This is a genomic window from Kribbella endophytica, assembly GCF_054781295.1.
This window is the reverse complement of the sequence record NZ_BAAGUR010000004.1, coordinates 98399-124277: the sequence shown is the minus strand read 5'-3', so window position 1 is coordinate 124277 and position 25879 is coordinate 98399. Positions and strand designations below refer to the sequence as shown.

Sequence of the window (25879 nt, the reverse complement as noted above, 5' to 3'; positions counted from 1 at the left end):
TGGTCGGCATGAACTACATCAGCCCAGTCCCCATGCCCGGCCCCGACGCCGTCGCGCCGGAGATCTACCGCACCATCTACCCGATGCCGATGTTCACCATCGTGCCGACCGAGGACCTGGAGGCCTCGAAGGACTTCTGGATCCGCGGGCTCGGGTTCATCGACTTGTTCAGCATGCCCGGTCAGGTCACGCACCTACGCCGATGGGCGTTCCAGGATGTGCTGCTCGTGCACGGCGAGGCACCGGCGGAAGCGCCCGGTATCGCGACGAGCTTCTCGTGCGTCCTGAGCCAGATCGACGAGATCGCCGGGCGCTGCGAGGAACTGGTGCCGGGGTGCACGATCGGGCCGGAGATCAAGCTGTGGAACTCGCTCGAGCTGACCGTGATCACGCCCGAGAACTCGCGCGTCGTGATGACGGCCGCCCGGCCGCACGACGAGCAGAGCCTGGAAAATCTGCGCGCGATGGGCATCGGCGTACCAGACTGACCCCATGACGGACAGCCTCACCATCGGGGGAGCGGCGTCGCTGGTCGGGATCAGCGTGCGCACGCTGCACCACTGGGACGCGATCGGCCTGGTCGTGCCGAGCGGGCGGACGACGGCGGGGTACCGCGTCTACTCCGACGCCGACGTCGCCCGCATCCACCGCGTGCTCGTGTACCGGGAACTCGGGATCGCGCTCTCCGACATCGCTGCTGTCCTCGACGACCCCTCGGTCGATCCGCAGGAGCACCTGCGCCGCCAGCGCGCCGAACTGACCGAGCAGCTCGACCGCCTTCAGGGGATGCTGAAGGCGGTCGACCGCCTGCTCGATGCCGGTGGCAAGGGAATCCAGCTCACCCCCGAGCAGCAGTCCGAGATCTTCGGCGCCTCCTGGCGCACCGAGTGGGTCGACGAAGCCGAGCAACGCTGGTCGGGCACGCCACAGTGGAGCCAGTACGCCGAACGCGCGGCCACCCGCACGCCTGCCGACTGGCGCGACCTCACCGCCGAGGTCGAAGCGTTCAACACCGACCTGGCCACGGCCTTCCGCGCCGGCACCGAGCCCGGCTCGCCCGACGCGAACACCCTGGCCGAACGCCACCGAGCGAGCATCGCCGAGCACTTCGACTGCACCCACGCCATGCAGGTCTGCATGGCCCGAACCTTCACCCCCGAGTACTACGACCACCTCGCCCCGGGCCTGACCGCCTACCTCCAAGCCGTCGTCAACGCCAACGCTGCCGCCCACGGCATCAACCCGGAGACCGCCCGATGGAAATGACCCTGCTCACCCGAGCCACCGCCGACTTCATCACCCGCGCCGAGGCCGTCCCCCTGCCCGCCTGGACCAACGACACGCCCTGCGGCATCCCCGTCGAAGAGGTCCTGGATCACGTTGTCGCAGGCAACATCTTCGCCACCCGCCTCCTGGCCGGAGCCTCCGCCGCGGAAGCGACCGCCGACCTCGACACCCCACCGGCCGATCTCCTCGAAGCCGTCCGTACGACGTGCGCCTCGCAACTGGAGGCCTTTGCCGGCGCCGACCGGTCCCGTCTGCTGCACCACCCGAGCCGCGACATCGGCTACCCGACCTTCGTCCGCTTCCGCCTCGGCGAACTGGTCATCCACGGCTGGGACCTCACCGTCGGCGCCGACCAAGGCCGCGCCCTCGACCCCTCCCTGACCGAAGGCCTCTGGACACTGGTCGAACCCCACGTGGACGAGATGCGAGAGATGGGCACGTACGGCGCAGGTGCTGTTGGCACCCCCACGACGATCGAAGCCCGTCTCCTAGACGCCTACGGCCGCGCATGACCACCACCCGCCAGCAGGAGTTGCTGGGGGAGTGGCTCCCGGGAGCCGAACTCGTCAAGGACCTCAGCTGGGGCCTCGTCGGCACCACCGTCCTCCTCCTGCAGCACAACACCACCCGCTACATCGCCAAGGCCGGCGACGACGCCGACACCAACATCGCCCGCGAACTCCGCGCCCACCGCGAGTGGCTCACCCCCTGGACGTCCCGCGGCCTGGCACCCCAACTCGCGTTCGCGGACGCCGACGCGAAGCTCCTGGTCACGCACTACCTCCCGGGCGACCTGGTGGAAGGCACACCCCGCGAGCGCAGCCCCGAGACCTACCACCAAGCCGGCGTACTGCTGGCCCAACTCCACGAGCAGTTCACCGTCGAAGACAACGACTTCGAGGCGACCGAGAACCAGAAGTCACTCGCCTGGCTGGCAGGCCCCCACCGGATCGCGCCGGACGTGGTGACCCGGCTCCGCAACGAAATCACCGCCTGGCCAACGCCGCCCAGCACCCTGGTCCCCACCCACGGCGACTGGCAGCCCCGCAACTGGCTCATCCACGAGGGCACAGTCAGCGTGATCGACTTCGGCCGCGCCGAGCTCAGACCCGCCTGGGGCGACTTCGGCCGCCTAGCCGCCCAGCAGTTCCGCCAAGACCCCGCGCTCGAAGCAGCCTTCCTCAACGGCTACGGCACCGACCCCCGCGACCCCGCCACCTGGCGCCGCAACCGCATCCGCGAAGCCATCGGCACCACCTGCTGGGCCTACCGAGTTCGCAGCGAAGACTACGAATTACAAGGCCACCGCATGATCGCGGAGGTCCTCACCACCGACTGACCTGCCGGGCTCGGTCAGTTGCCGCTCGTCAGGTGGTCGGTGATGCGGTAGGCGTTCGCGTACACCGTGAGGACTGGATTCACGCCCCCGTTGGTCACGTGGAGGGACGCGTCGCAGATGCGCAGGTTGTCGTGGCCCCACACCCGCCCCCACGGATCGGTGACCGAGGTCGCCGGATCGTCGCCGATGCGGCAGGTGCCCGCCTGATGCTGTCCACCGCTCGGCCCATGACGATCACCCCGCGCTCCCGGTACGACGATCTCCGCGCCGGCCGCCCGTAGCCAGTCGGCCGCTCGTGCGGTCAGGAAGTCCCAGGCTCGCAGGTCCTCCGCGTGCGCCCCACCCGCGAGCTTCACCACCGGTACGCCGAACCGATCCCGCATCGTCCGATCGACAGTCACCCGTGACTCGCGGCTCGTCATCTCCTGGATCGGACCCGCCAGTCGCACCATCCGCCCCGGCAGGTCGCGCATCCCGGCCTTCGCCGCGGCGCCGTGCAGCGGGATCAACCCAGCCGCGGTCAGATAGCCGTACGTGTTGGACGGCGTCGGCACGAACTCGTTCGCGATGATCCCGCCACCCACCACCCCCTCGTTGCCGAACCGGTAGTCCGCGGTCGCGATCGAAGCGCCCGGACCGATCAGCTCCTCGACCACGTCCCCGAAGATCCCGAGCGCTCCGCCGTACCGATGTCCCTGCAGATGCCGGCCGACCTGATCCGCGTTGTTGCCGATCCCGTCCGGCTCCCGCGAAGACGTGCTGTTCAGCAGCAACCGCGCCGTCTCGATCGCCCCCGCCGCCAGGACCACCTCGGAAGCGGCGATCTCACAGCGCCACACGACCCCGTCACGCTCGCCGACCACCGCGACGCCGGTGACGCGGCCGGTCGAGTCGACCAGCAACCGCTCCACCGTCGCGTGCAGCATGATCGAGCAGCGACCGGTCGCGAAGGCCCGCTGCAGCACGGTGTTGTGGCTGCCGTTCTTGGCGTCCACCTGGCACGCGAACGCGATGCACATCGCGCACTGCGTACACGCCGGCCGACCTTGGTACGCCGTGGAGTTCACCAGCAACGGCACGGCCAGCGTCGACATGCCCATCCGGCGAGCGCCATTTGCGAGCCGGTCGGCAGCGATCCCGGCCGGCAACGGCTTCATCGGGTACGGACGCGACCGAGGCCCGGCGAAGCTGCCGTCGTGGTCGTCACCGCTGACGCCGATCTCCCACTCGGCCCGTGCGTAGTACGGCTCCAACTCGTCGTACCCGAACGGCCAATCGGCCAGCGCACTGCCGTCCGGTACGCCGTATCTGCTCGCCATCCGGAAGTCGTCCGGCGCGAACCGCCACGCCTGCGCGCCGTACACGCGCGTCCCGCCTCCGGCCGTCGTCGCGTTGCCGTTCCACGCGGGATCACCCGGCCGCTGAACCGACCGCTGCCCGCCGAGCTCCACAACCCGCGGCGAACCCGCGGGCGGACCGGTCACCGGGTCGAGATCGATCGGAGCGCGAGCACTGCGCAGGTGATCCGTCGCGAGTGCATCCGTGTCCGGCCAACCGCCCGCCTCGATCACCAGCACGTTGCGATCCGCGGCGGCGAGCCCGGCGGCGGCGACACCACCACCGGCTCCCGAGCCGACGACGATCGCGTCGTACCGGATGGCCACCGTCCCGGGGTCGACGACGTTGCGCGCGACCGGCTGCTCGACCTCAGGCCGCTCACCCGCCCACGGCCGCCAGCCGATCATCGACCACGACACCGCGGCGTCGTTGCCGCCGTTGCCCGGATCCGCGTAGAAGCCCGCGTTGACGACCTTGGCGAACCACTCGTACGACGCGTCGCCGGCCAGGGTGTCGAGCACCTCGACCCGCTGCGCACCGGAGAGCTGCTCGAACGGCGCCTGAAAGAGCGCGAGCGCGGCGGCCTCGATCGCGTCCAGCGCAGCCTGCACAGGCGAAGCCCAGTCAGGTCGCTCGGCCAGCAGCCGATCGAGGTACCGCAGGCCACCCGCGGCGACCCCGGAAGGGAAGTCGTCGGCGGGGATGATCGTGTCGACCGCTGCTTCCAGCAGGACGGGGTTCATCGGAGCGTCAGCCGGCCACGACCCGGAACTCGTTGCCGTCGGGATCGGTGAGCGCATATCCGCCCTCCACGTCGCCGCGCGGAGTGGCTCCGAGGGCGATCAGCTGAGCGGCCGCGTCGACGAAGCTCAGGCCGGCCGGGGGAGCGAGGTCCAGGTGCAGCCGGTTCCGGCCGAGCTTCTCGTTGACCGGAGGACCACCCCACGAGATCTTCGAGCCGCCCTGCGGCGACTGGATCGCGGTCTCCTCGTCCTGGTCCCAGACCAGCGGCCAGTCCAGCGCCTTGCTCCAGAAGTAGCCGACCGCCTGCGACCCGTCGCTCGACAGCGCGCCGATGGCCGCCGTGTTCGCCAGGAAGTTGTTGGTCGCCTCGATCACGCAGAACTCGTTGCCCTCGGGATCGTCGAGCACAACGTGCGGCTCGTCGAACTCCGGGCCGACATCGTGGTACGTCGCGCCGAGCTCGAGCGCGCGAGCCACCGTCGCCTGCTGCTCCGCTTCCGTCGCGCTGGTCAGGTCGAAGTGCATCTGGTTCGGTCCCCACTTCTCGTTGGGGACCGGGAGGAAGCGCAGCGGGAACCCCAGTTCGTCCGACGGCAGCAGCACCTTGCCGCCACTCGGATCGTCGGCGACCTCCAGCCGCAGCACCCCAGCCCAGAATCGCGCGAGCAGCTCAGGATCGTTCGCGTCGATGCACAGCGCCCGCAGCCGAGTCGTCATCCCGCCACGCTAGGCCGCCCACGAACCCACCCGCAACGCGATTAGTTCCGCGGTACGTCGTACAGCAGGTGCGTCACCCCGGAGCCTTGAGCGACCAGCGACGGCCCGCTCCCACCGTCCGGCAGCCCGACATAACCGTGAGCCGACACCGCGGCGTACATGATCGTTTTTCCCATCACCCGACTACAGGAACCGACCCGGCCGCCCGCATCAGCTCGAGCCGCCCCTCAGTCCCAGTTTGGTGAGCTGCTCGAGTGCGTCTGCGGCGGCGTCGGCCGGCGGCAGGGACTCGGCTTCGGCTTGCAACGCCTGCGCCGCTGACCGATAGGACGGCACCGTCAGCACGTCGTCGACTGCTGCGGCAGCTTCGGCGGGGGAGACCGTCAGCGGATCCAGCGCCCGGCCGACGCCGAGCGCCTCACAACGATCCGCGTTCCACGGCTGGTCGGCGCCCATCGGCAGCAGCACGAGCGGAACGCCGCAAGCGAGCGCGGACACCACCGTCCCCGAACCAGCGTGCGACACCACCGCGGCGGCCCGGGGGAGCAGCGCACGCTGCGGCACGAACCGCTCGACCAGCACGTTGTCGGCTCGCTCACCCAGCTCGGCCGGATCGACCTCGCGGCCGACTGTCACGACCACGTTCGCGTCCAGGCTCTCCAGACCCGCCAGCACCCGAGTGAACAGATCGCCCGACTCCTGATGGAACACCGTGCCCAGCGTGAAGTAGACCAGCGGCCGCCCAGCGCGATCAGCGAGCCACGCGTCGAGAGCAGGCTCGTCCGGCAGTTCGCGGTCTTCGAGTACGTCGGGCCGGATGCAGAGCGCCCCCGCCGGCAACGGCACCCCACGGAACGACGGCATCACCGGCGCAATGGTGAGCAGGTCATCGGCCCCCGGCGCCAGACCGAGCTCAGCGCGCAGCGCGTCGAGCGGTTCGTCCACCAGCCCCGGCGCGATCATCCCGCCCGCGGCCAGCACAGTCACCGACGCATGCGGGACACCCAGCCGCTGCGCGGCCACACCAGCGCCGAAGTCGACCTCGTCATGCACCACGACGTCGGGCCCGAACTCAGCACCGACGCTCACGATCCTCGGCGCCCGCTCCCGAGCGACCCGCCCCGCAAAACCGTCTCGAATCACCCTGCTCTCGGCGCCACGATCCGTCGCGACCAACGGACCGCGGTACGACGCCGAACTCAGCGTCGTACCGCCACTGTCGACCGCGGCGAATCCAGCTGCACGAACCGTGTCCAGCATCGCCGGCTGACACGTGAACAGCACCTCGTGCCCGCGGACGGCGAGCGCCCGAGCGATCGGCAGGAGCGGAAGGGCGTGACCGTTGCCGCCCGTGAAGGAGAAGAGTGCGCGCATCGTCAGCCGTTGAACAGCTTCCACTGACCTTCGGACACGACCTCGACCACACCATCGACCACCTTGATCGCCGTGTCGTCGTCGATCGCGTACGTCGGCGCGGGGATCCCGGACGCCCACTTCTCGATGTTCGCCAAGGTGGTGTCCTCCATGTCCGGGTGGTTCAGGTGCGGGTACAGCGTGAAGTCCACCAGCCCCAGCGACTTCTCGGCCGCCAGCGCCATCTCGTGCCCGTCCGGCACGAACTGCAGGTCGAACTCCGCATCACAGTTGTACGGCGTCAGCGCGATCGCGCCCGCACTCACCCCGACGTACACACAATCCAGCGACGGCAGGAGATCGGCCAGCCCCGACTGACGCAGCCAGTACGTCAGGTAGAGCACGTCGCCGCCCCAGACGAGCAGGGCATCGGCCTCGCGGACCATCGGCACCCAGTTCTCCTCCCGGATGGTCGGCAGGGCGGTGAGTTCCAGGACGCCCATCGACTTCCACCCGAGGTCGACCACGCGGTTGGCCCTGCTCCCGGTCATCGCGTTCCACGCGCTCCCGGCGCCGCCTGCGAACGGATAGACCCCGGTCGGTACGAACAGCGCGCTCGACTCCGCGATCGGCTTGCCGAGCAGCTCGACGAGTGCGTCGGAGATGCTCGGGTTGGTGATCCCCGACGACGTGAGAAGAAGTTTCATGCCGGCTCCTCAGACTGACTGGTCGAGTTCGCAGCCTCTCACGGTCAGCCCTTCCACTCGCGTCGGAGCAGCCCGTACACCCACGAGTCGGAGACGACGCCGTTCACGATGCAGTCCTCGCGCAGCGTCCCCTCGAGCACGAACCCGAGCTTCTCCAGCACCCGGCCGGACCCGCGGTTGCGGGTGTCGGCCTCCGCCTGGACGCGGTTCAGGTCCAGGTTGTCGAACGCCCACCCGAGCAAGGCGCCGCCGGCCTCCGTCGCGTACCCGTGTCCCCAGGACTCCTCGGTGTAGACGTACCCCATCGACGCGCTGCGGAGGTCCGGATTGAACTCGCTCACCTTGCACCAGCCGATGAACGCGCCGTCGGAGAGCCGCTCGACCGCCAGCCGCGCCCCGGTGCCGTCGACCTCCAACTGCCGGCACGCGGCGATGAACCGCTCGGCGCGCGCGGGTTCGGCCCACGGCGGTGAGTCCCAGTACTGCAGGACCGAGGCATCGCTGTGCAGCGCGAAGAGATCGTCCGCGTCGTTGTCGTCGAAGGGACGCAGGCGAAGCCGATCGGTGTGCAGCGTGGGGGAGGGGAGTGCCATGGGCCAACCCAAACACCTGACCGGACCAGCCGCAACGGGCTTTCGCGACCTCTGGGTGTTCTAAGGTGCACGGCAAACTCTGACGCTGGGGGATCGCCGTGAAAGCTGACCACTACGACACGTTCGCCGAGAGCTACGCGCGGGAGAACGAGACCAGTCTGTTCAACGCGTACTACGACCGACCCGCGATGGTCCAACTCGCCGGGGACGTTGCCGGACGCAACATTCTGGACGCCGGGTGTGCCGCCGGTGCGCTGTCGGCCGCGCTGCGCGAACGAGGCGCACGGATCACCGCCTTCGACTCGAGCCAGGGGATGGTCGCCCTGGCGCAGGAGCGGCTCGGCCCGGACACCAAGGTGGTGCAGGCCGACCTCGCCGAGCCGTTGCCGTTCGGCACGGGGGAGTTCGACGACGTCGTGGCCTCGCTGGTGCTGCACTACCTCGAGGACTGGTCGGGACCGCTGGCCGAGCTGCACCGGGTGCTGAAGCCGGGTGGCCGGCTGATCCTCTCGGTGAACCACCCGATCATCCGCGAAGTGGTCTACCCGCAGGACGACTACTTCGTGACTTCGCCGTACACGGAGGAGTACACCTTCGACGGCCACGCCGCGTCGCTGACCTTCTACCACCGGCCGCTGCACGCGATGTCCGACGCGTTCAGCCAAGCCGGCTTCGCGATCTCGACGATCAGCGAGCCGCCGTTCTCGCCCGACGTACCGCGCGAGCTTTTGCCGCCGGACCTGGGGGAGCGGACGTCGTTCCTGTGCTTCCTCTTCTTCGTGCTGGAGGCGAAGCCGGTCAGCTGAGCAGCGTTTCGAGGTCCGGAAGCCGAGCGAACAGCTCGGGGAGACCTCGTACGCCGTTGCGCACCGCCTCGTGCGACAGCTCGAGCTCGGGGCCGGTGCTCGACTCGGTGTCGGCGAGGCAGCGGAGGATGTTCCACCGCGTGTGGCCCAGCCAGCCGCCGATCAGGTAGACGAACCAGCTGGGACCCGGCGGCGGAAGCGTTCCGCCGCCGGCGACGTACCCGTCGAGAACCTGGTGGAAGATCGCGGGCTCGACGTGGTCGAAGCCAGATCCCTTTGCCAGACTCAGCGCGGTCGAACCAAGCTCACCGGACAGGTCGAGCAGCCCCGACAGTTCCCAGTCGAGCACGACCGGCCGGCCGTTGCGAGCGAGCAGGTTCCACGGCTGGATGTCTTTGTGGGTCAGTACGACGGGACCGGGGCGTTCGCAGGTGTCGACGAAGTGGGCGATCTCGAGGAACGTCTTGGCGTTCGAGGCGAGTTCCTCGGCCCACGGTTGTCCGGCCGACTTCTTGGCGAGCTCGGGCCAGTCCTGTGCCGGCGGCTCGTCGGTGGATCCGTGGGGCCAGGCGACATCGAGCGCGTGGAGGCGCGCGAGGATCTCGCCGACCTCGAACGCGTACGCCGGCGACACCGGCTCTTCGGGCACGTTGTCTGCGTCGACCCAGCGGTGGACGAGCGTGTGGTCGTCGTACGAGATCGGCTCGGGCATCGGGATCCCGGCGGCGAAGGCGGCTTGCTCGAACTCGAACACGCTTTCGACGTGGTAAGTCCAGCGACGGTCGGCGAGATTCAGTTCTTTGACCGCGAACGAGCCCAGGTCGGTGTCGAGCCGGTACATCCGGTTGGCGTAGCCGCCGTGCACGCGGACCATCGGACCGGTCGGGGTGCCGAGGTGGGAGAGGGTCACAGCGCCTGCTCCAGTCTACTAGTTGACATAATGTCCATTATCGGCGCAATACGACGATGCTCGGATGGAGGCCTGCCAGGCTCAGATTGTGCACTGTTCGGGTGTTCCAGGCCGGATGGTTCGTGAGTGTTGCGACCTGATGCTGGTTGACGATGGCGACGACCGAGTCGGCGTCCTGCCAGTTGTTCAGGTATGGCGTCAGGTCGCCGATGGTCAGCCGGACGTCCCACGGCGGATTCGTGAGGATTCTGTCAGCGGCGATCTGCGGGCACTGGGCATCGCCGAGTTGCCACTGGATGCTCTGGGCGTTTCTCTGAGAAGCCTCGGCATGGTCGATACCGACGTACTGAGCGCTCGGTTCGAGCTGCTGCGCTTCGATGAGAATCGTCCCGGCGCCGCAGAATGGATCCAGGACAACTTGGCCCGGTTCGATGCCGGCCATGTGGGCCATAGCAGCGGCGACTGGTGGATGCAGGCTGCCTGGGACGGTGTGCTGTCGCCAGCGGCGTCTGTGGAGCGGCGCTGGGAAAGGCCGGACGCCGACGTGGACCGAATCGCCGTCGAGGACGACCCGCCAGTCGATCCGGCGTTCTGGTGGCGTGCTCGTACGGCGTGAGTGATAACGCGAACCGGTTTGTCCGGCGATGACAGCGCCTACGAGGTCTTCGACGTCGTACCGGTTGTAGGTGCGTTTCCCGACGTACGACGCGCTGACGGCGAACGGTTCGCAGTGCGGCAACGGGACGATGAGCTGCCTCCGGAGTTGTTTGGTCAGCGCATTCAGGGCGGCCTTTGTGTGCCCTGGATCGTTGACGCTGGCGCCGATCAGAAACAGGTCGTCGGCGAGTTTTGGTGGTTCGCTCACGATGGATTCTTTGGCGTCGAATGACCGAATCCCGCCTCGCTAGCCGCGGGCGGCATGCCTCGAACTGGCCGGCGGAGAGCTAGCCCAGTCGGAAGAAACTGTACATACGAGCGATCCTGTCACAGCTGGACCGGAGAGCGCCTCGTATTTTCAGACGGTCCCCCAGGGGGTGGAACCCACCCCTTCCGACCGCGTTCTGTCATGCATAATCACCATTATGCAGCAAATGTAGTTGCTGGAAGCAACTGTGTGAATGCGTGCGAGTTCTGCTGCCGAGATCTTCGTCGGCTGCACCGGCGCCCTTCGTTCTCGCGGAGTCCGTGGTTCTTCGCCCGCGCGACCTACGCCTTTGCTGGTCGACGTGCGAGAGCGTTGGCGCCCTTTGTCAAGGCCCTCCTCCCCTACCCTGATTCCCACGGCCTGGCCGCCCGCATGAAGTACGTTGAGCAGAAATCGCCGCAGCATTCGGAGGAACCGCGATGGACACGTCCGCATACCTGAACGCCGTCGTCGCCCAGACGGGCACGTTCGCCGACTGGGTGGACGGCAAGGACGCGACAACGCCCGTGCCGACCTGTCCGGAGTGGACGCTGGCCGACCTCGTCGACCACGTCGGCGGGACGCACCGGATGGTGACGATGCTCGTCGCCGAACAGCTGACCGACCCGAGCGCGGCGTTCGCCGCCTACGTGCCGGCGCCGTCCGACTCGAGTCAGTGGGGTGCGTGGCTGAACGGCACGGCGGCCGAGGCCAAGCGGGCGTACGACGCGGCCGGCGACGACGTCCCCGTGTGGGATCCGAACGGCGGTGTCGCGGGTGGTCCGTACTGGGCGCGTCGATTGTTCGGTGAAGCCTGCGTGCACCGGGCGGATGCGGCCGCGACGGTCGGCGCGTCGTACGAACTGCCGCCGGAGCATGCGGTGGAGGCGATCGAGGACTGGCTGGCCACGATGACCTCCCCGACGTACTGGGCCAGCAAGTCGCGCTATGCCAAGGCGATGAGTGGGACCGGTCAGACGCTGCACCTCCACGCGACCGACGCGCCTGGCGAGTGGGTCGCGCGGCTTGAGCCGGACAAGGTCGTGCTGGAACACGGCCACGAGAAGGCCGATGTCGCCGTCCGCGGCCCGGCGACCGACCTGATGCTCGTGCTGAGCCGGCGGCGTCCGCTGGAGGAGACTCCCACGCTGGAGATCCACGGCGATCGGGCGCTGTTCGAGCACTGGATCGAGCAGATGAACTGGACCACCGAGATCGAGTAATAGTTGCTCTGGGCAACGGCTGGAAGAACTGTCGGTGGTGCCCGGTAGGAATGGGTGCCATGAAGGTGCTCGAAGCTCAGGCCGCGTTCTTCGCCGCGCGGCGGCCGCGCAAGGACTCGCCCCACACGACCGACGCGTACCGTCGCGACCTGGCCGGCATCACAGCGCTGCTGACCGACGACCCTGAAAACCTCGAGGTCGACGAGCTGACGGCACCTGCACTGCGTACGGCGTTCGGAGCGTTCGCCGACGACCACGCGAAGAGCTCGGTGCTGCGCGCGTGGTCGACGTGGAACCAGTTCCTCACCTTCTGCGTGTCCGACGGCCTGCTCGCGGGCAATCCGATGGGCGCGGTGGCGCGACCGAAGACCCCTCCCCTGTCCCCCAAGCCGCTGCGCGGTGAGGACACTCCCGATAGGCTGCTGAAGTCCGCCGCCGACGGCGACCGCCGAGCGCGGGACCCGTGGCCGGAGCGCGACCTGCTGGTGATCGCTCTCGGCCTGGTCGCCGGACTCCGCTCGGCCGAGATGCGCACGCTGACGACGGACTCGCTCGCCGGCCGACCGGGTGAGATGCGCCTGCACGTCCACGGCAAGGGCAGCCGCGACCGTTCGATCCCGGTCGAGCCGATCATGGAACGCATCATCGAGGCGTACGCCGGCTCCTGCGAACGCCGCTTCCCGAGCCGCCGCATCACCCGCAACACCAAGCTCCTGCTCGACCGCACCGGCGACCCCATCGGTCGGGGCGGCCTGGAGTACCTGGTCAAGTCCTGCTACCGCTGGGCCGGCCTCCACGACCGAGTCCCCGTAGGCGCCAACCTCCACGCCCTCCGCCACACCTTCGCCACCCGCCTGGCCGAAGACGGCGCCACCGCCTCCGAAATCATGGCCCTCCTGGGCCACGCCAGCCTGGCCACCAGCCAGAACTACATCGAAGCCACCGGCCGAGAACGCCGAGCCGCCACCGCCAGCAACCGCACCTACCAAACCCTCGACAAGGTCCTCGACCCGTAAACAGCAGGCAGAATGCAGGGCGACCACGGACCGCGAACGAGGGAGACGACGTGTACAACCGCCTGCTGATCAAGCTGTCCGGAGCGGCCATCGCCGGAGAGGCCGAGTTCGGGTTCAGCAGCGACCGGTTGACGTATCTGGCAACCGAGGTGCTGGCGGCGCATGCGACCGGCGTACAGGTTGCTGTGGTGGTCGGTTGAGCTACCAGGAGGTGATCGATCGGGAGTTGCGGGTGATGGATCAGTCGGCGTTCATCCTGGCGCGGGATCATCGGTTGCCGCTGCACGTGTTCGACATCGACGCGCCGGGGGCTGCGACGGCGATCTGTCGTGGGGAGCGGGTCGGGACGTTGGTCAGCTGAACCGTCCTGGCGGTGGTCAGAGGTCCTCGGGTGACGGGAGTGGCTTCTTGCGCTCGTTCTGGACCTGGATCTCGAGGTGGGACTCGGCCGCGGTCGGGCGCCACATCTCGTCGAAGGGGCCCATCATCGAGCCGCTGATCCCGTGCCGGCGCGCTCGTGCGGCTGCCCACGCGAGCAGTGCGAGGAACGCGCCAACGATCGCCAGGGCAGCGAACAGCATCCAGATTCCGTTGATCGCGACCACCTCCTGAGGTGAGAACGGCGGAGGTCTCCCTGTCGTTCCAGCACGCCGCGGAGCGACTGCCCTTCAGCTGAGGCGGTGGAGGTCGTCGGTGATGCGGTCGAGGTGGGCCTGGAACCAGTCGCCGCCGGCTTCTAGTTCTGCTTGGCAGACGATGGCTGACCAGAGGGCTCGGTAGAGGGCGAAGGTTCGGTCGACGTCGGGGGTCAGAGCAACGCCGTAGGCGGTTAGTACGGCGGTTGTCGGAGCGGGGCCGGCGATGGAGAAGCGGGCGAGGTCGAAGAGGGGGTCGCCGTACAAGGCGTCGCCCCAGTCGATGATGGCGGTGAGGGTGTCGTTGGCGGCGTAGACGTGGCGGGGGTGGAGGTCGCCGTGGAGGAGGGCGGGGTGCTTGGGCTCCAGGACGATGTTGGCGACCAGGTCTGCCAGACGGGCGCGGTGGGTCTCGGGGAGCAGGCCGGCGTCGACGAGGGTTTGCAGGGAAGTGACCTGGTTGGTCAACCAGGCTTTCCAGGTCGGGAGAAGCGGGGCGCTGAGGAGGCCGAAGCCGTTGCCTTGGACCTGGTGGAGTTTGGCGAGGGCGTGGCCGAGGCTCGTGAGCACGGCGGTGTTGGAGGGCTCGATGGGTGCGCCGGGGACTGCGCGCTGGATCAAGTACTGCGGGGTGCTGGCAACTACTTGTGGGGCGGGGACGCCGGCGGTGGTGGCGAGGGCGCAGGCTTTCGCCTCGGCGGGCATGCCTGGGCCGGACTTGTAGTAGTACGTCTCCCCCGCGACCGTGCGGACCCGGAAGGTCTCGTTGCCGAAGAAGCCCTGGACGGGCTCGAGGGACTCGACGGCTCCGACGTGTGGTTGCAGGTCAATCAAGTGGGCGCCTCCGGGCGAGTAGGTAGACGTACGTGTGCGGGTCGTCCTCGTCTGCCGGCCGTACGCCGCGGTAGACCGTGGTGAAGCCGGCGGCGGTGACCCGCGCTTCCATCTCGTCGGCGGGGAGCCAGTAGCCGTCGTACTCGACACCGAGGCCGGCGGCGCGGCCGCCGCGGCGGACTTTACCGTCGCCGGGCTTGAAACCTGTCACGAAATATCCGCCCGGTCGGACCACGCGCGCGAGCTCGGCGAAGGCGGGGTCCCGGTCGGCCGGCGCGAGGAAGATCAGCGAGAACCAGCAGACGACGCCCGCCAGCGACGCGTCCTCGAACGGGAGTTTCCGGAGGTCGCCGACCTCGAAGGTGAAGTCCGGGTAGTCGCGCCGGGCGAGCTCGATCATGCGCGGCGACAGGTCGACGCCGTGGGGTGTCAGTCCACGTGAAGCCAGGTACGGCGCAAGGCGGCCGGTCCCGCAGCCGATGTCCCCGACCACGGCGGTCGGATCACCGCCGCGAGCGTGGTCCGAGCCGGGTCTCTTCGAGCGGATTCCCGAAGACACGGTCAGCTCACTGAAGAGGTCCAGCACCGATCGCTCGATCGGCATCCGCTCGAGCGCGCCGTCGAGTGTTTCGGCGTACCAGTCGGCCAGTGCGTCGTGGGCGGATCTCAGCTCGTCGGTCTTGGCGTCCATGGCGGGAACCGTAGCGGCGAGCGCCGACAAAACCTGTTGCCCGCCCGAGCACAGGTTTGCTGTACTCAGGACGACCTGTCCCGCAGAGAAGGAGCGCCGAGAGATGCGACCTCGTTTCATGTCCACCTCGTTCTGCCTCCCCACCTGCACAAGGGACATGAAGCTGCGTGAAAACACTGAACTTGGGAATTCTGGCGCATGTAGACGCCGGTAAGACCAGCCTGACCGAGCGGCTGCTGTACGCCGCCGGGGTCATCGACGCGGTCGGTAGCGTCGACGACGGCAGTACCCAGACCGACTCGCTCGCGCTCGAGCGGCAGCGCGGGATCACGATCAAGTCGGCCGTGGTCTCGTTCGCGCTCGGCGACGTGACCGTGAACCTGATCGACACTCCCGGTCACCCGGACTTCATCGCCGAGGTGGAACGGGTGCTCGGCGTGCTCGACGGCGCCGTGCTGGTGGTGTCGGCGGTCGAGGGCGTGCAGGCGCAGACGCGGATCCTGATGCGGACGCTGCAGCGGCTGCGGATCCCGACGCTGATCTTCGTCAACAAGATCGACCGGGCGGGTGCGCGGTACGACTCGCTGCTGGAGGATCTGGCGGCGAAGCTCTCGCCGGACGTCGTCGCGATGGGCACGACCGATGAACTCGGTACGGCGCGTGCGGGCTTCACGCCGTACGGGCCGGGCAATGCGGGGTTCGCGTTGAGCCTGGTGGATCTGCTCGCCGAGCACGACGATCGCTTGCTGGCGACGTACGTCGAGGACGAGAACGCGCTCTCCGACGAGGCGCTTCGTGCCGGCCTGGCCGAGCAGACTCGGCGTGCTCTGGTGCATCCGGTGTACTTCGGGTCGGCGATCACGGGCGCCGGGACCGAGCCGTTGATCGCGGGGATCCGGGAGCTGCTGCCGGCACCGGTCGGCGACAAGGAAGCGCCGGTGACGGGGTCAGTGTTCAAGGTCGAGCGCGGTCCGGCGGGCGAGAAGGTCGCGTACGTGCGGATGTTCAGCGGTGAGCTGCGCACGCGGGACCGGCTGCGGTTCCGCGGTGATCAGGAGGCGAAGGTGACGGCGATCAGCGTCTTCGACGCCGGTACGACGGCCACCCGCGCGAGCGTCGCGGCCGGGCAGATCGGCAAGCTCTGGGGTCTCAGCGAGGTCCGCATCGGCGACGAGATCACCACCAGCCCTCTGGATGGTTGCGAGAAGCGTCGGGAGAGCGCGTTCTTCGCTCCCCCGACGCTGGAGACCGTCGTGCTGCCGGCCAAAACCTCCGATCGCGGGAACCTGCAGAGCGCGCTCTCCCAGCTCGCCGAGCAGGATCCCTTGATCAACCTCCGGCAGGACGACGTACGCCAAGAAACGAGTGTGTCGCTGTACGGCGAGGTGCAGAAGGAGGTCATCCAGACCACTCTCGCCACGGAGTACGGCCTGGACGTCAGCTTCCGCGAGACCACCACGATCCACATCGAGCGGATCGACGGCCCGGGTGCAGCGGTCGAGTTCAACAAGGTCGACCCGAACCCGTTCCTGGCGACCATCGGTCTGCGCGTCGAGCCGGCGCCAACCGGTGCGGGCGTCTCGTTCGCGCTGGAGGTCGAGCTCGGGTCGATGCCGTACGCGTTCATCAAGGCCGTGGAGGAGACGGTCCGCGAGACGCTGCAGCAGGGACTGTGCGGCTGGGAGATCCCGGACGCGCGGGTCGTGATGACGCACTCGGGCTACTCGGCGCGGCAGAGCCACGCGCACGCCGTGTTCGACAAGAGCATGTCGAGCACGGCCGGGGACTTCCGGTTACTGACGCCGCTCGTCCTGACGACCGCACTACGCCAAGCCGGTACGACGGTGCACGAGCCGATGCATCGGTTCCAGCTGGAGATCCCGACCGACACCGTCCGTGGGGTGCTGGGCGTGCTCGCCAAGCTGCGCGCGATCCCACGGGTTCCGGCGCTCGACACCGGTACGTCGGTGCTGGAGGGCGAGATCCCGGCGGCCGCGGTCTACCAGTTGGAGCAGCAGCTTCCCGCGCTCACCCGCGGCGAAGGAGTGCTGGAGTCGGCGTTCGAGAGGTACCAGCCGGTGACCGGTGCGGTCCCGCGCAGGGAGCGCACCGATCACGACCCGCTGAATCGAAGGGAGTACCTGCTCCACGTACTCCGACGCGTCTAGTCCGGGGCACGGCGGTCATCGAGCTCAGCCGCCCAGTGCGCGGCGGACGACGTCGCCGAGCTCGGCGATCTGCCGCTGCGACACCTCGGCGGAAAGGATCGCGTGCGATCCGTGGAACGTCCCGGGCCACTGGTGAACCTCGACGGAGACCCCCGACTGCAGCAGGCGCACTGCGTAGGTGAGGTCCTCGTCGCGGTTCGGGCAGAACTCGGCCGAGGCGATGTACGCCGGTGGCAGGCCGGACAGCTCGGTGGCTCGCGCAGGTGCGGCGTACGGCGTCGCGGTGGCGCCGCCCAGGTAGTGGCCCCAGGCCGAGGTGCACCTGGCGCGGTTGAACCACGGGGTGTCGGTGAAGTTCCGGGCCGACCAGGTCTCCTGCCGGTCGTCGAGGCTCGGCTGGTTGAGCAGCTGGAACCGGATCGCCGGCCCCTGCTCGTCGCGGGCCCGGAGCGCGACCCCGGCCGCGATCCCGGCGCCGGCGCTGTGGCCGCCGACGGCGATCCGTCCTGGGTCGATGCCCAGCTCGGCGGCGTGCTCGGCCGTCCAGTTCAGTACGGCGTACGCGTCGTCGAACGCGGCCGGGAACGGGTTCTCTGGTGCGAGGCGGTAGCCCACCGAGATCACCACGGCACCGGAGCCGGCGGCCATCCGGGAGGCCCACGGGTCCTCGGTGTCGACGGTGCCCATCACCCAGCCGCCGCCGTGCAGCCAGATGACGGCACCCCGCGCGCCACGCGGCGAGTAGATCCGCACCGGCACATCCGGATCGGCGGGCGAGGCGGCGGGGACCAGGCGGTCCTCGACTGTCATCTCCGACGTGTCGGCCGACGGCACCGAGGCCGACAGCCTGGCCAGGTTCTCGCGGGCGACCACCGGCTCGGCCAGGTCGTTCGGTGGGAAGAGGGTGAGGAACGCTTCGAGTTCAGGGTCCATGCGGACCATCCTGGGCGATCCCGCCGCCCGGATCACCCGACAGCTGTCGCGCGGTTGAGGCCGGTTCCGCGCCACTCGGCGCGTCTATCCTGCTGAGATGGAGGCATTGATCCAGCGGTTGTCGCACCTGGACACCGAGGTCGAGGGTGCGCTGCGCGTCGTGATGTTCTACGACACGTTGATCCGGCGCCGGGTGGATCTGCCGGCGCTGGCCCGAGCCTCCGCCGGTCTGGCCGAGTGCGTCGCCGGGTTCCGGTTGCGCGGCACCGGCCGAGCGGTCCGGATGGCACCCGACGGCAGGCCGGCGCCCGATCCGGCGCAGGTGCGGTCGACCGAGACGCTGATCACGCTCGACGAGGAGGAGATCGGCACCGTCTGGCTGGAGCGTGCCGAGGCTCCGACCCCGCTCGACGAGGTGCTGCTGGACCGCTTCGCGATCTCGGCCGCGGCGGTCGTCGAGCGCTACGGCCCGGCCAGTACGACGATGGCCGACCCCGCGCTGGTCGAGCTGGTGATCAGCTCCGACAGCGACGACGGGGCCCGGGCCCGGGCGTTGCGGCTGCTGGGGTTCGTCCCGGAGCTGCCGCTGCGCGTGGCCGCCGTACGGGCGCCGGTTCCGCTGGACCAGGTCGGCGGCCTGGTCTGCCCGGGCCGGTTGGTGAAGGCCGCGCAGCTCGCCGACGCGGGCGTCATCTTGGCCACGACACTCGATCCGGCGCTGTTCCCGGCCGGTGTCCGTGCGGGCCTCGGTGCCGCGGAGAGCCCGGCACGCTCATGGCAGGAGGCCCGTACGGCGTTGAGGTTCACCACCGCGCACCAGCCGGTCGTCCACTACGCCGACCTGGGCGCCCTGGCGCTGCTCGCCGAGGTACCGAAGGCCGTTGCCCTGGACAACGTCGATGTCGCCGCGATCGCTCGGGTGGCTCGCACGCGTGAGGATCTGAAGACCCTCGACGCCTACTGCGACACCGGCTCCCTGCGCCGGGCCGCCGACCTCCTGCATCTGCACCACAGCAGCGTCGCGCGCCGCCTCGAACAGATCGGCAGGACGCTCGGGATCGAACTGACCGAGCCGAACGGGCTGACACGCGCGAAGCTCGCGCTCACCACCTGGCGGCTGCTCGACGAGTGATCAGACGAACAGGCAGAACGGGTGGCCGGCCGGGTCGAGCAGGACGCGGACCGAGTCCTGCGGCTGGAACTGCGCGACAACGGCGCCCTGGGCAACGGCATGCTGCGTGGCCTTGTCCAGGTCGTCGACCGCGATGTCGAGATGCTGGCTGGCGTTCTGCGCGCCGGCCTCGGCCGGCCAGCGGGGGCGTCGCCACTGCTCCTCGTACTCGAAGTTCAGTGTCACCTCGCCGGTGCCTTCGGCCGCGCGGATCTGCGCCCAGCCGTCGGCCGCCGGGTGTCCTTCGCGCGGTCCCTCGCTGGTCGTCACCGGTCGCCCGAGCAGCCGCGCGTAGAACTCCGCCAGCGCCCGCGGGTCGGGCGCCATGATGGTCACCGAGGTGACCTGAAGAGTCAGTCCGTCCATTGCCCTGACGCTACCAACGCCGACGGACAGTTCCCGCCGACTCTCAATCGGTGGGCGTCGGCGAGAACCGCTGGACAGAATCCGGCGCGGCCTACTCGGAGCGGGTCAGTAGCACCGAGTGTTGCTGGAAGCCGTGCTTCTCGTAGACGTGGACCGCGGTTTCGTTGGCGGCGTACGCGCTGACCTCGAGCCGGGCGGCGCCCCGCTCGCCTGCCCAGGCGACGAAGGCGTCGATCAGCTTTCCGGCCAGTCCCCCGCCGCGCGCTTCGGGGCGGACGTACATGCTGACCAGCTCGGCGCGCGGTGCGGTCCACATCTCTGAGGCGGGCATGAACTTGCCGATCAGATGGCCGACCACGCTGTCGGTTGTTGCCACGAGCACCAAAGACTCGGGGTCGGCGAGCAGGCCGCTCGCCCACTCTTCGCCGTACGTCGCGGGCCAGTTCTTGTTCCGGAGTGGATCGCGCGTTCCCGCGTCCTCGGCGAACAGCGCGCTGCAGGACGCGACGACGCCGTCGAGGTCCCCCGCGATCGCTGTCCGGACAGTCACTTCGCTCATCGGTGCGGCCTCCTCGGACGGTGAGGAGGCGAGCGTACGGCGTACGGGGTGTCACGCCTTCGGGCCGGTCGGTGTCTTGATGCCGACAACGCAATCGTACGAGGAGAACACCATGGCACTGCGCGTTTCCAAGGCCGAGCTTCCGGCCGAGGTGGTCGAGACCATGACGGAGCAGTTCGGCACGCTGCCCGAGCCGCTGGAGGTGATGTCGCACAATCCGCAGGTCGCGGAGGACACGTTCGGGTGGGGGCAGATGGTGGCCGGCTGGTCGATCGCTGACGAGAGTCTGAAGTCGTTCGCGCACATGGCAGTGGCGTCGCTGATCGGCTGCAGCTGGTGCCTCGACGTCAGCTACTTCCAGGCGCTCAACCAGGAACTCGATCTGGCGAAGGCAAGTCAGGTGCCGCGCTGGCGGGAGTCGGACGTGTTCACGCCGCTGGAACGGGACGTGCTGGAGTACGCCGAGGCGATGACGATGACACCGCCGACCGTCACCGACGAGTTGGTCGCACGGCTGCTCGCCGAGCTCGGTCCCGCCGCGCTGGTCGAGCTCACCAGCGTGATCGGCTTCGCCAACCTGTCGAGCCGCGGCAACACCGCCCTGGGCATCACCTCCCAGGGCTACTCAGAAGCTTGCGAGATCCCACTGGCCGCGCGCCCCGCGGCGGCGGCTGACAGTGCCGTCGTGTCGGCGGGATCGGCCGCATGACCGAGACTCCGGCTGAGGACGATCCGTTCGTCGTTCACCGGAACCTCCTGTTCACCGTGGCGTACGAGCTGCTGGGCTCGGCAGCCGATGCCGAGGACGTGCTGCAGGAGTCGTGGCTGCGGTGGTCCGAGGTCGACCAGTCACAGGTCAGCGAACCGCGGGCCTACCTCGTCCGCACGGTCAGCCGGCAAGCGCTCAACCGACTGCGGACACTCTCTCGCCGCCGCGAGGACTACATCGGCGAGTGGCTGCCTGAACCGCTCCTGACCAGCCCCGACGTCGCCGACGATCTCGAGCTTGCCGAGAGCGTGTCGATCGCGATGCTGACCGTGCTGGAGACGCTTGGGCCGACCGAGCGGGCGGTCTTCGTCCTGCGGGAGGTCTTCGATCTCTCGTACGGCGAGATCGCGGAGGCGACCGGGAAGTCGGCGCCCGCCGTACGGCAGATCGCGAAGCGGGCGCGCGAGCACGTCGCGGCGAAGCGGCCTCGGGTGCCGGTGAGCCGGGACGAGCAGCAGACCGTCGTGGAGCGGTTTCAGCGGGCGCTGCGGACCGGCGAACTGCTGAAGCTGATGGAGGTGATGGCGCCGGACGTCGTTCTCGTCACCGACGGCGGCGGCGTCGTACCGGCCGCGCGGGTGCCGATCCACGGCGCGGAGGTGGTGGCGAAGTTGCTGGCGCGGGTGTCCGAGGTGAGCGCGATCTCGACGGCGCCGCTGTCGCTGAACGGTGCTCCAGCGTTCCGGATCGAGACCGGGGATCGGCGCAGTGCGGTGGTGAGTGTCGAGGTGGTGGACGGGAGGATCACCCAGATCTTCGCGATCGCCAATCCGCACAAGCTCACTCGTCTGGACGAGGCGGCTGAGTTGGTCAGGTAGTGCCGATGACGGTGGTGCCGAAGTCGTCTTCGTCGGTGCTGATCGTGGTCTTGAGGCCGGCGTCGGCGAGGATTTCTGCCGCGAGGGGAGCTTGGTCGGCGCTGGCTTCGGTGAAGAGGTAGCCGCCGGGGGCGAGCCATTCTGAGGCTTCGGCGGCGACTCGGCGGAGGAGGCTGAGGCCGTCGGGGCCGCCGTCGAGGGTTAGGCGGGGTTCGTGCTCGCGGGCCTCGGTGGGGAGGAACTGCACGTCGTTGGTCGGTACGTAGGGGACGTTGGCGAGGAGGATGTCGACGCGTCCGCGGAGGTCGGTGGGGAGGGCGTTGTAGAGGTCGCCTTCGAACACTTGGGCTGTGGGGAGGTTGCGGCGGGCGTTCTGTACGGCGGCGGGGTGGAGGTCGGCGGCGTACAGGCTCACGCTTGGTTTGGCGGCTAGAACAGCGAGGCCGAGAGCGCCGGATCCGCAGCACAGGTCGACCACGACGGCGTCCGCTTTGCATCGCGCGATCGCCTCGTCGACGAGGTGCTCGGTACGGCGGCGTGGGACGAAGACGTCGGGGTCGATCAGCACGCGCACACCGCGGAAGGACGCCCAGCCGACGACCTGTTCGAGCGGCAGGCCGGAGACACGCTCGGCGACCATGCGCTCGACCTCGGCAGGATCAGTTGCGGTGGAGAGGATGAGGTCGGCTTCCTCCTCGGCGAACACGCAGCCGCCAGCACGGAGCGCTGCAATCACCGGACTCGCGTCGGTGGCGGGTACTTGGGAGGTCGCGCCGGTGGCCGGGACTTGCGGGGTGGCCGGGACTTGCGGGGTGGACGGGACTTGCGGGGTGGACGGGACTTGCGGGGTGGGCAACGGGCTACTCCTCCAGTTGTGGGTGGCGTCGGAGTGACTCTGCCAGACGTTGCAAGGCCGGGTTCGGGCTGTCTGGGCTCCAGCAGGCGTGCAGGGTGACCGAGTGGGCGTCGGCCGCGTCGAGTTCGCGGTAGCGGACGCCTTCGACGCCCATCGCCATGATCGAACGTGGGACCAGCGCACACCCCAGCCCGGCGCGGACGAGCGCGAGCATCGTCGGCACCTGGGACGCGAGCTGGCTGACGGCGTACCGGTTCATCCCGATCATCGCCGCGCAGATGTCGTGCAGGTAGCGCGATCCCTCGGGGCTGTAGCCGATGTACTCGTCGGTGACGTCCGCCAGCGACACGGCCGACGACCCGCTTGCGAGCTTGTGATCGGCCGGTACGGCGAGCACGAGGTCCTCGGTGTGCACGAGCAGCGACTCGAACCCGTCCGGGATCGGCGGCCGGACCAGGCCGATGTCGATCTCCAGGTTCGCCAGCGCCTCGTACTGGTCCGGGCTCACCAGCTCCGTCAGCTCGACGCTCACGGCCGGGATCCGCCGGTTCACCATCGCCAGGAAGTCAGCCAGCACGGCGTACGCGCCGATCGCCGTGAACGCGAGCCGCAGCGTCCCGGTCTGCCCCTCGGCCGCCCGCCGAGTCGCCTCGGGCGCGACCTCCAGCAGCGCCAGCACCCGGTGGCTGTGCTCGAGAAACACACCGCCGGCCGCGGTGAGCCGCACTCCCCTGCCGGTCCGGTCGAACAGGTTCACGCCCAGAGAGCGCTCCAGGGCCTGGATCTGCCGGGTCAGTGGCGGCTGGGTCATGTTCAGCTTCTGCGCGGCGCGGCCGAAGTGCTGCTCCTCGGCGACCGCGACGAAGCCGCGGAGTTGCTGCAGTGACAGATCCATGCACCCTCGGTATCGATCGATGCGGAATCGGGCTTGGACGAGCATAACGGAAAGCCCTTACCTTCGGATCAAGTCGACAGGTGAGGAGCCGAAGTGACCAAGCTGGCCGTGGTGATGACGCCGGAACGTGCCGAGGACGTGATCGACCCGCAGACCCGGGAGCTGATCGAGCAGCGGTTCGAGGTGACGTGGGCACCGGACACGAGCCCGGAGACGGTGATCGCGCTGGCCCGTGACGCCGACGCCGTACTGACCAGCTGGGGTACGCCGCACCTGGACAAGTCGATCTGGGCGGACGGCGCCGGCCCGAAGGCGGTCGCGCACGCGGCCGGTTCGGTGAAGAAGCTCGTCGACCCGGTGATCTTCGACCAGGGCGTCGCGGTCTTCACCGCCGGCAGCCGGATCGCGTGGTCGGTCGGCGAGTACTGCCTCGCCTCGATGCTCACGCTCGCGCGCCGACTCCCCCGCTTCGACAGCGCGATCAGGAGCGGCGGCTGGAAGCAGACGGCGTACCGCGGGCACGAGCTGGCCGGCGCGAAGGTCGGCATCCTCGGCGCGAGCTCGACAGCGCGGGCGCTGATCACGTTGCTCAAGCCGTTCGGTTGCGACGTCGTGGTCTACGACCCGTACCTGAGTGACGAGCGCGCGGCCGACCTCGGCGTACGGCGGGCAGAGCTCGAGGAGACGCTGCAGTCGCGCTTCGTCAGCCTGCACGTGCCCGACGTACCGGAGACGAAGGGCCTGGTGACGCGGAAGCTGATCGAGCAGCTGCCCGACGGTGCGGTCGTCGTGAACTCGTCGCGTGGTCCCGCGATCGATCAGCAGGCACTCCTGGAGCACGCCCTCGACGGGCGGATCTACGCCGCGCTCGACGTGTACGACCCGGAGCCGCCGACGCTGGAGCCGAAGGTGCTCGAAGCACCGAACCTGCTGCTCACGCCGCACGTTGCCGGCGACACCGAAGAGGGGCACCTCGCGCTGGCCGGTTTCGTGATCGCCGACGTCCTGCAGTACCTCGACCACGGCACCCGCGGCCCGAGCTACGTCGACCCGGCGTCCTGGTCGATCCAGGCCTGACGGAAGGAGAGACCCGATGTCGCGGATCAGATCGGTGGAGGTCTTCGCCGTCGCCGTGCCGTTCGCCCGGCAGTTCGTGATCGGCAGCGGCGCGGTCGGGAGCCCGGAGCAGCGGCCCGACCAGGCCGGCGCGGTCGTGTTCGTGAAGCTGACCACCGAGGACGGCGTGGTCGGGTGGGGCGAGCAGCGAGCGCTGCCCACTTGGAGCTACGAGACGGCCGAGACGATCGCGGTGGTGATCAACCGGCACCTGACGCCGATCCTGCTGGAGCTGACGCCGTTCGACGTCGAGCTGTTCCACCAGCAGGCGGCCAAGCGGCTGAGTCCGGCGGTGTCGAACGGGTTCCCGTTCGCGCGGGCCGCCGTCGATCTCGCGATGCACGACGCGGCGGGCAAGCTGGCCGGCGTACCGGTGCACGCGCTGCTCGGCGGCAAGGTGCACGACGAGATCCCGCTCTGCTCGGCGATCGGCGTCGGCGCTCCGGAGACCGTGCGCGAGCACGCCCAGCAGTCGTCGGACTATGCGGCGTACAAGGTGAAGATCGGGGGCGATCCCGACCAGGACGCCGCGATCATCGAGGCGGTCGCCGAGGTCGCGGGCACCAAGCCGCTGTGGCTCGACGCGAACCAGTCCTACCGCCCGAGCGCGCTCAAGCAGCTGCTCGACCGCACCCGGCACATCCGGACGATCCACTGCGTCGAGCAGCCCGTTCCGAGCACTGATCTCCTGGCGATGCGCCGACTGCGCGGCCTGATCGACCTGCCGGTCGCGATCGACGAGGGCAGCTTCACCGCGCAGGACCTGGCCCGGGCGATCCAGCTCGACGCCGCCGACCTGGTCGTGGTGAAGATCTGCAAGTCCGGTGGACTCCGTCAGGCGCTGAAGACCGCGCAGGTCGCGCTCTCCGGCGGTCTCGAGATCCTGTCCAGCGGCCTGACCGACTGCGGGATCGGCTTCGCGGCCGCGCTGCACGTGTTCAGCCAGCTGGAACTGGCACTGCCCGCCGAGCTGAACGGGCCGGAGCTGCTGTCCGACCTGTACGTCGAGGGCTTGACGATCACCAAGGCCGTCGCGACGGTCCCCACCGCCCCTGGCCTGGGCGTCGAGGTCGACGAGGAGCGGATCCGCGCCGAGTCGATCGACCTGCTCTTCACCTGAGGATTCCCCTG

General features: G+C 69.1%; 31 protein-coding genes. 15 read left to right on the top strand and 16 right to left on the bottom strand.

Going from position 1 to position 25879, the window contains the following annotated elements; genetic code table 11:
- The first annotated feature begins 8 nt into the window (after positions 1-8).
- From ACYVIO_RS32460 to ACYVIO_RS32445, 4 genes are read left to right on the top strand one after another with little or no spacing between them, the layout of a single operon-like run.
- Entirely contained in the window at positions 9-488 is a 480-nt protein-coding gene (locus ACYVIO_RS32460; RefSeq protein WP_460654751.1) for a VOC family protein, read from the top strand.
- A gap of 4 nt (positions 489-492) precedes the next feature.
- A complete protein-coding gene (locus ACYVIO_RS32455; protein WP_460654750.1) occupies positions 493-1266 on the top strand; it encodes a MerR family transcriptional regulator in 774 nt (257 codons plus the stop codon).
- On the top strand, positions 1257-1799 hold the full coding sequence (locus ACYVIO_RS32450; RefSeq protein ID WP_460654749.1) for a maleylpyruvate isomerase N-terminal domain-containing protein: 543 nt from the start codon (positions 1257-1259) through the stop codon (positions 1797-1799). The genes ACYVIO_RS32455 and ACYVIO_RS32450 overlap by 10 nt, the downstream gene beginning before the upstream one ends.
- On the top strand, positions 1796-2626 hold the full coding sequence (locus ACYVIO_RS32445) for a phosphotransferase (RefSeq protein ID WP_460654748.1): 831 nt from the start codon (positions 1796-1798) through the stop codon (positions 2624-2626). Before ACYVIO_RS32450 ends, ACYVIO_RS32445 begins: the two co-directional genes overlap by 4 nt.
- A gap of 14 nt (positions 2627-2640) precedes the next feature.
- Here the strand turns inward: ACYVIO_RS32445 and ACYVIO_RS32440 are convergent, their stop codons facing one another.
- From ACYVIO_RS32440 to ACYVIO_RS32415, 6 genes are read right to left on the bottom strand one after another with little or no spacing between them, the layout of a single operon-like run.
- Positions 2641-4764, bottom strand: a complete 2124-nt coding sequence (locus ACYVIO_RS32440) for a GMC family oxidoreductase (protein ID WP_460654747.1) — start codon at positions 4762-4764, stop codon at positions 2641-2643.
- On the bottom strand, positions 4715-5425 hold the full coding sequence (locus ACYVIO_RS32435) for a VOC family protein (protein ID WP_460654746.1): 711 nt from the start codon (positions 5423-5425) through the stop codon (positions 4715-4717). Before ACYVIO_RS32435 ends, ACYVIO_RS32440 begins: the two co-directional genes overlap by 50 nt.
- A gap of 41 nt (positions 5426-5466) precedes the next feature.
- Positions 5467-5601: a hypothetical protein gene (locus ACYVIO_RS32430; RefSeq protein ID WP_460654745.1), complete on the bottom strand. Its 135-nt coding sequence runs from the start codon at positions 5599-5601 to the stop codon at positions 5467-5469.
- Between the two features lie 34 nt (positions 5602-5635).
- Positions 5636-6799 (bottom strand): glycosyltransferase, encoded by a 1164-nt coding sequence (locus tag ACYVIO_RS32425; RefSeq protein WP_460654744.1) that lies wholly within the window; start codon positions 6797-6799, stop codon positions 5636-5638.
- Between the two features lie 2 nt (positions 6800-6801).
- The gene (locus ACYVIO_RS32420) at positions 6802-7485 is read right to left on the bottom strand and encodes a Type 1 glutamine amidotransferase-like domain-containing protein (protein WP_460654743.1); all 684 of its coding nucleotides are present in this window, start codon (positions 7483-7485) and stop codon (positions 6802-6804) included.
- A gap of 44 nt (positions 7486-7529) precedes the next feature.
- Positions 7530-8078, bottom strand: a complete 549-nt coding sequence (locus ACYVIO_RS32415; RefSeq protein WP_460654742.1) for a GNAT family N-acetyltransferase — start codon at positions 8076-8078, stop codon at positions 7530-7532.
- Positions 8079-8176: 98 nt separating this feature from the next.
- Between ACYVIO_RS32415 and ACYVIO_RS32410 the strand changes: the two genes are divergently transcribed.
- Positions 8177-8884: a class I SAM-dependent methyltransferase gene (locus ACYVIO_RS32410; protein ID WP_460654741.1), complete on the top strand. Its 708-nt coding sequence runs from the start codon at positions 8177-8179 to the stop codon at positions 8882-8884.
- On the opposite strand, the gene ACYVIO_RS32405 is transcribed toward ACYVIO_RS32410, so the two are convergent.
- Positions 8877-9794 carry a phosphotransferase family protein gene (locus ACYVIO_RS32405; protein ID WP_460654740.1) on the bottom strand — a complete coding sequence of 306 codons (918 nt, stop codon included), beginning with the start codon at positions 9792-9794 and terminating at the stop codon, positions 8877-8879. The genes ACYVIO_RS32410 and ACYVIO_RS32405 overlap by 8 nt on opposite strands.
- Before the next feature lie 37 nt (positions 9795-9831).
- Positions 9832-10659 (bottom strand): hypothetical protein, encoded by an 828-nt coding sequence (locus ACYVIO_RS32400; protein ID WP_460654739.1) that lies wholly within the window; start codon positions 10657-10659, stop codon positions 9832-9834.
- 479 nt (positions 10660-11138) lie between these two features.
- On the opposite strand from ACYVIO_RS32400, the gene ACYVIO_RS32395 reads away from it, so the two are divergent.
- The 4 genes from ACYVIO_RS32395 to ACYVIO_RS32380 are packed head-to-tail and all read left to right on the top strand — an operon-like array spanning position 11139 to position 13298.
- Positions 11139-11921 (top strand): maleylpyruvate isomerase family mycothiol-dependent enzyme, encoded by a 783-nt coding sequence (locus ACYVIO_RS32395; protein WP_460654738.1) that lies wholly within the window; start codon positions 11139-11141, stop codon positions 11919-11921.
- A gap of 59 nt (positions 11922-11980) precedes the next feature.
- Positions 11981-12937 carry a tyrosine-type recombinase/integrase gene (locus tag ACYVIO_RS32390; protein ID WP_460654737.1) on the top strand — a complete coding sequence of 319 codons (957 nt, stop codon included), beginning with the start codon at positions 11981-11983 and terminating at the stop codon, positions 12935-12937.
- Positions 12938-12987: 50 nt separating this feature from the next.
- Positions 12988-13137: a hypothetical protein gene (locus ACYVIO_RS32385; protein ID WP_460654736.1), complete on the top strand. Its 150-nt coding sequence runs from the start codon at positions 12988-12990 to the stop codon at positions 13135-13137.
- On the top strand, positions 13134-13298 hold the full coding sequence (locus ACYVIO_RS32380) for a hypothetical protein (protein WP_460654735.1): 165 nt from the start codon (positions 13134-13136) through the stop codon (positions 13296-13298). The genes ACYVIO_RS32385 and ACYVIO_RS32380 overlap by 4 nt, the downstream gene beginning before the upstream one ends.
- 16 nt (positions 13299-13314) lie before the next feature.
- Here the strand turns inward: ACYVIO_RS32380 and ACYVIO_RS32375 are convergent, their stop codons facing one another.
- The 3 genes from ACYVIO_RS32375 to ACYVIO_RS32365 all read right to left on the bottom strand — a co-directional run bounded on the left by ACYVIO_RS32375 (position 13315) and on the right by ACYVIO_RS32365 (position 15097).
- Positions 13315-13542, bottom strand: a complete 228-nt coding sequence (locus tag ACYVIO_RS32375; protein WP_460654734.1) for a hypothetical protein — start codon at positions 13540-13542, stop codon at positions 13315-13317.
- A 63-nt stretch (positions 13543-13605) separates the two neighbouring features.
- Complete coding sequence (locus ACYVIO_RS32370; RefSeq protein WP_460654733.1) at positions 13606-14406, bottom strand: phosphotransferase family protein; 801 nt, start codon at positions 14404-14406, stop codon at positions 13606-13608.
- Positions 14399-15097 carry a class I SAM-dependent methyltransferase gene (locus ACYVIO_RS32365; RefSeq protein ID WP_460654732.1) on the bottom strand — a complete coding sequence of 233 codons (699 nt, stop codon included), beginning with the start codon at positions 15095-15097 and terminating at the stop codon, positions 14399-14401. The genes ACYVIO_RS32370 and ACYVIO_RS32365 overlap by 8 nt, the downstream gene beginning before the upstream one ends.
- 167 nt (positions 15098-15264) lie before the next feature.
- Here ACYVIO_RS32365 and ACYVIO_RS32360 point away from each other — a divergent pair, with 167 nt between their 5' ends.
- Positions 15265-17265 carry a GTP-binding protein gene (locus ACYVIO_RS32360; RefSeq protein ID WP_460654731.1) on the top strand — a complete coding sequence of 667 codons (2001 nt, stop codon included), beginning with the start codon at positions 15265-15267 and terminating at the stop codon, positions 17263-17265.
- A 24-nt stretch (positions 17266-17289) separates the two neighbouring features.
- Here the strand turns inward: ACYVIO_RS32360 and ACYVIO_RS32355 are convergent, their stop codons facing one another.
- Positions 17290-18198, bottom strand: coding sequence for an alpha/beta hydrolase (locus tag ACYVIO_RS32355; RefSeq protein ID WP_460654730.1), 909 nt, complete (start codon positions 18196-18198; stop codon positions 17290-17292).
- A 97-nt stretch (positions 18199-18295) separates the two neighbouring features.
- On the opposite strand from ACYVIO_RS32355, the gene ACYVIO_RS32350 reads away from it, so the two are divergent.
- Positions 18296-19330: a helix-turn-helix domain-containing protein gene (locus ACYVIO_RS32350; protein WP_460654729.1), complete on the top strand. Its 1035-nt coding sequence runs from the start codon at positions 18296-18298 to the stop codon at positions 19328-19330.
- Here the strand turns inward: ACYVIO_RS32350 and ACYVIO_RS32345 are convergent, their stop codons facing one another.
- Positions 19331-19735 (bottom strand): VOC family protein, encoded by a 405-nt coding sequence (locus ACYVIO_RS32345; protein ID WP_460654728.1) that lies wholly within the window; start codon positions 19733-19735, stop codon positions 19331-19333.
- A gap of 91 nt (positions 19736-19826) precedes the next feature.
- On the bottom strand, positions 19827-20294 hold the full coding sequence (locus tag ACYVIO_RS32340) for a GNAT family N-acetyltransferase (protein WP_460654727.1): 468 nt from the start codon (positions 20292-20294) through the stop codon (positions 19827-19829).
- Between the two features lie 112 nt (positions 20295-20406).
- On the opposite strand from ACYVIO_RS32340, the gene ACYVIO_RS32335 reads away from it, so the two are divergent.
- Together ACYVIO_RS32335 and ACYVIO_RS32330 are read left to right on the top strand one after the other, a co-directional pair.
- Positions 20407-21003, top strand: a complete 597-nt coding sequence (locus ACYVIO_RS32335) for a carboxymuconolactone decarboxylase family protein (RefSeq protein ID WP_460654726.1) — start codon at positions 20407-20409, stop codon at positions 21001-21003.
- Positions 21000-21881, top strand: coding sequence for an RNA polymerase sigma-70 factor (locus tag ACYVIO_RS32330; RefSeq protein ID WP_460654725.1), 882 nt, complete (start codon positions 21000-21002; stop codon positions 21879-21881). The genes ACYVIO_RS32335 and ACYVIO_RS32330 overlap by 4 nt, the downstream gene beginning before the upstream one ends.
- Here the strand turns inward: ACYVIO_RS32330 and ACYVIO_RS32325 are convergent.
- Both ACYVIO_RS32325 and ACYVIO_RS32320 read right to left on the bottom strand, forming a co-directional pair.
- Positions 21874-22737 (bottom strand): putative protein N(5)-glutamine methyltransferase, encoded by an 864-nt coding sequence (locus ACYVIO_RS32325; protein ID WP_460654724.1) that lies wholly within the window; start codon positions 22735-22737, stop codon positions 21874-21876. The genes ACYVIO_RS32330 and ACYVIO_RS32325 overlap by 8 nt on opposite strands.
- Before the next feature lie 4 nt (positions 22738-22741).
- Positions 22742-23632, bottom strand: coding sequence for a LysR family transcriptional regulator (locus tag ACYVIO_RS32320; protein WP_460654723.1), 891 nt, complete (start codon positions 23630-23632; stop codon positions 22742-22744).
- Positions 23633-23725: 93 nt separating this feature from the next.
- Here ACYVIO_RS32320 and ACYVIO_RS32315 point away from each other — a divergent pair, with 93 nt between their 5' ends.
- On the top strand, positions 23726-24709 hold the full coding sequence (locus tag ACYVIO_RS32315; protein ID WP_460654722.1) for a hydroxyacid dehydrogenase: 984 nt from the start codon (positions 23726-23728) through the stop codon (positions 24707-24709).
- 16 nt (positions 24710-24725) lie between these two features.
- A complete protein-coding gene (locus ACYVIO_RS32310) occupies positions 24726-25868 on the top strand; it encodes a mandelate racemase/muconate lactonizing enzyme family protein (protein WP_460654721.1) in 1143 nt (380 codons plus the stop codon).
- The last annotated feature ends 11 nt before the right edge of the window (positions 25869-25879 follow it).

What these genes read in the sequence shown, in the direction of transcription:
- ACYVIO_RS32430 (WP_460654745.1), bottom strand. Translation starts at nt 5,601, where the DNA reads ATGGGAAAAACGATCATGTACGCCGCGGTGTCGGCTCACGGTTATGTC.
- ACYVIO_RS32355 (WP_460654730.1), bottom strand. Translation starts at nt 18,198, where the DNA reads ATGGACCCTGAACTCGAAGCGTTCCTCACCCTCTTCCCACCGAACGAC.
- ACYVIO_RS32435 (WP_460654746.1), bottom strand. Translation starts at nt 5,425, where the DNA reads ATGACGACTCGGCTGCGGGCGCTGTGCATCGACGCGAACGATCCTGAG.
- ACYVIO_RS32415 (WP_460654742.1), bottom strand. Translation starts at nt 8,078, where the DNA reads ATGGCACTCCCCTCCCCCACGCTGCACACCGATCGGCTTCGCCTGCGT.
- ACYVIO_RS32420 (WP_460654743.1), bottom strand. Translation starts at nt 7,485, where the DNA reads ATGAAACTTCTTCTCACGTCGTCGGGGATCACCAACCCGAGCATCTCC.
- ACYVIO_RS32310 (WP_460654721.1), top strand. Translation starts at nt 24,726, where the DNA reads ATGTCGCGGATCAGATCGGTGGAGGTCTTCGCCGTCGCCGTGCCGTTC.
- ACYVIO_RS32460 (WP_460654751.1), top strand. Translation starts at nt 9, where the DNA reads ATGAACTACATCAGCCCAGTCCCCATGCCCGGCCCCGACGCCGTCGCG.
- ACYVIO_RS32365 (WP_460654732.1), bottom strand. Translation starts at nt 15,097, where the DNA reads ATGGACGCCAAGACCGACGAGCTGAGATCCGCCCACGACGCACTGGCC.
- ACYVIO_RS32350 (WP_460654729.1), top strand. Translation starts at nt 18,296, where the DNA reads ATGGAGGCATTGATCCAGCGGTTGTCGCACCTGGACACCGAGGTCGAG.
- ACYVIO_RS32395 (WP_460654738.1), top strand. Translation starts at nt 11,139, where the DNA reads ATGGACACGTCCGCATACCTGAACGCCGTCGTCGCCCAGACGGGCACG.
- ACYVIO_RS32440 (WP_460654747.1), bottom strand. Translation starts at nt 4,764, where the DNA reads ATGCGCTCACCGATCCCGACGGCAACGAGTTCCGGGTCGTGGCCGGCT.
- ACYVIO_RS32335 (WP_460654726.1), top strand. Translation starts at nt 20,407, where the DNA reads ATGGCACTGCGCGTTTCCAAGGCCGAGCTTCCGGCCGAGGTGGTCGAG.
- ACYVIO_RS32445 (WP_460654748.1), top strand. Translation starts at nt 1,796, where the DNA reads ATGACCACCACCCGCCAGCAGGAGTTGCTGGGGGAGTGGCTCCCGGGA.
- ACYVIO_RS32320 (WP_460654723.1), bottom strand. Translation starts at nt 23,632, where the DNA reads ATGGATCTGTCACTGCAGCAACTCCGCGGCTTCGTCGCGGTCGCCGAG.
- ACYVIO_RS32330 (WP_460654725.1), top strand. Translation starts at nt 21,000, where the DNA reads ATGACCGAGACTCCGGCTGAGGACGATCCGTTCGTCGTTCACCGGAAC.
- ACYVIO_RS32450 (WP_460654749.1), top strand. Translation starts at nt 1,257, where the DNA reads ATGGAAATGACCCTGCTCACCCGAGCCACCGCCGACTTCATCACCCGC.
- ACYVIO_RS32340 (WP_460654727.1), bottom strand. Translation starts at nt 20,294, where the DNA reads ATGAGCGAAGTGACTGTCCGGACAGCGATCGCGGGGGACCTCGACGGC.
- ACYVIO_RS32390 (WP_460654737.1), top strand. Translation starts at nt 11,981, where the DNA reads ATGAAGGTGCTCGAAGCTCAGGCCGCGTTCTTCGCCGCGCGGCGGCCG.
- ACYVIO_RS32455 (WP_460654750.1), top strand. Translation starts at nt 493, where the DNA reads ATGACGGACAGCCTCACCATCGGGGGAGCGGCGTCGCTGGTCGGGATC.
- ACYVIO_RS32425 (WP_460654744.1), bottom strand. Translation starts at nt 6,799, where the DNA reads ATGCGCGCACTCTTCTCCTTCACGGGCGGCAACGGTCACGCCCTTCCG.
- ACYVIO_RS32345 (WP_460654728.1), bottom strand. Translation starts at nt 19,735, where the DNA reads ATGGACGGACTGACTCTTCAGGTCACCTCGGTGACCATCATGGCGCCC.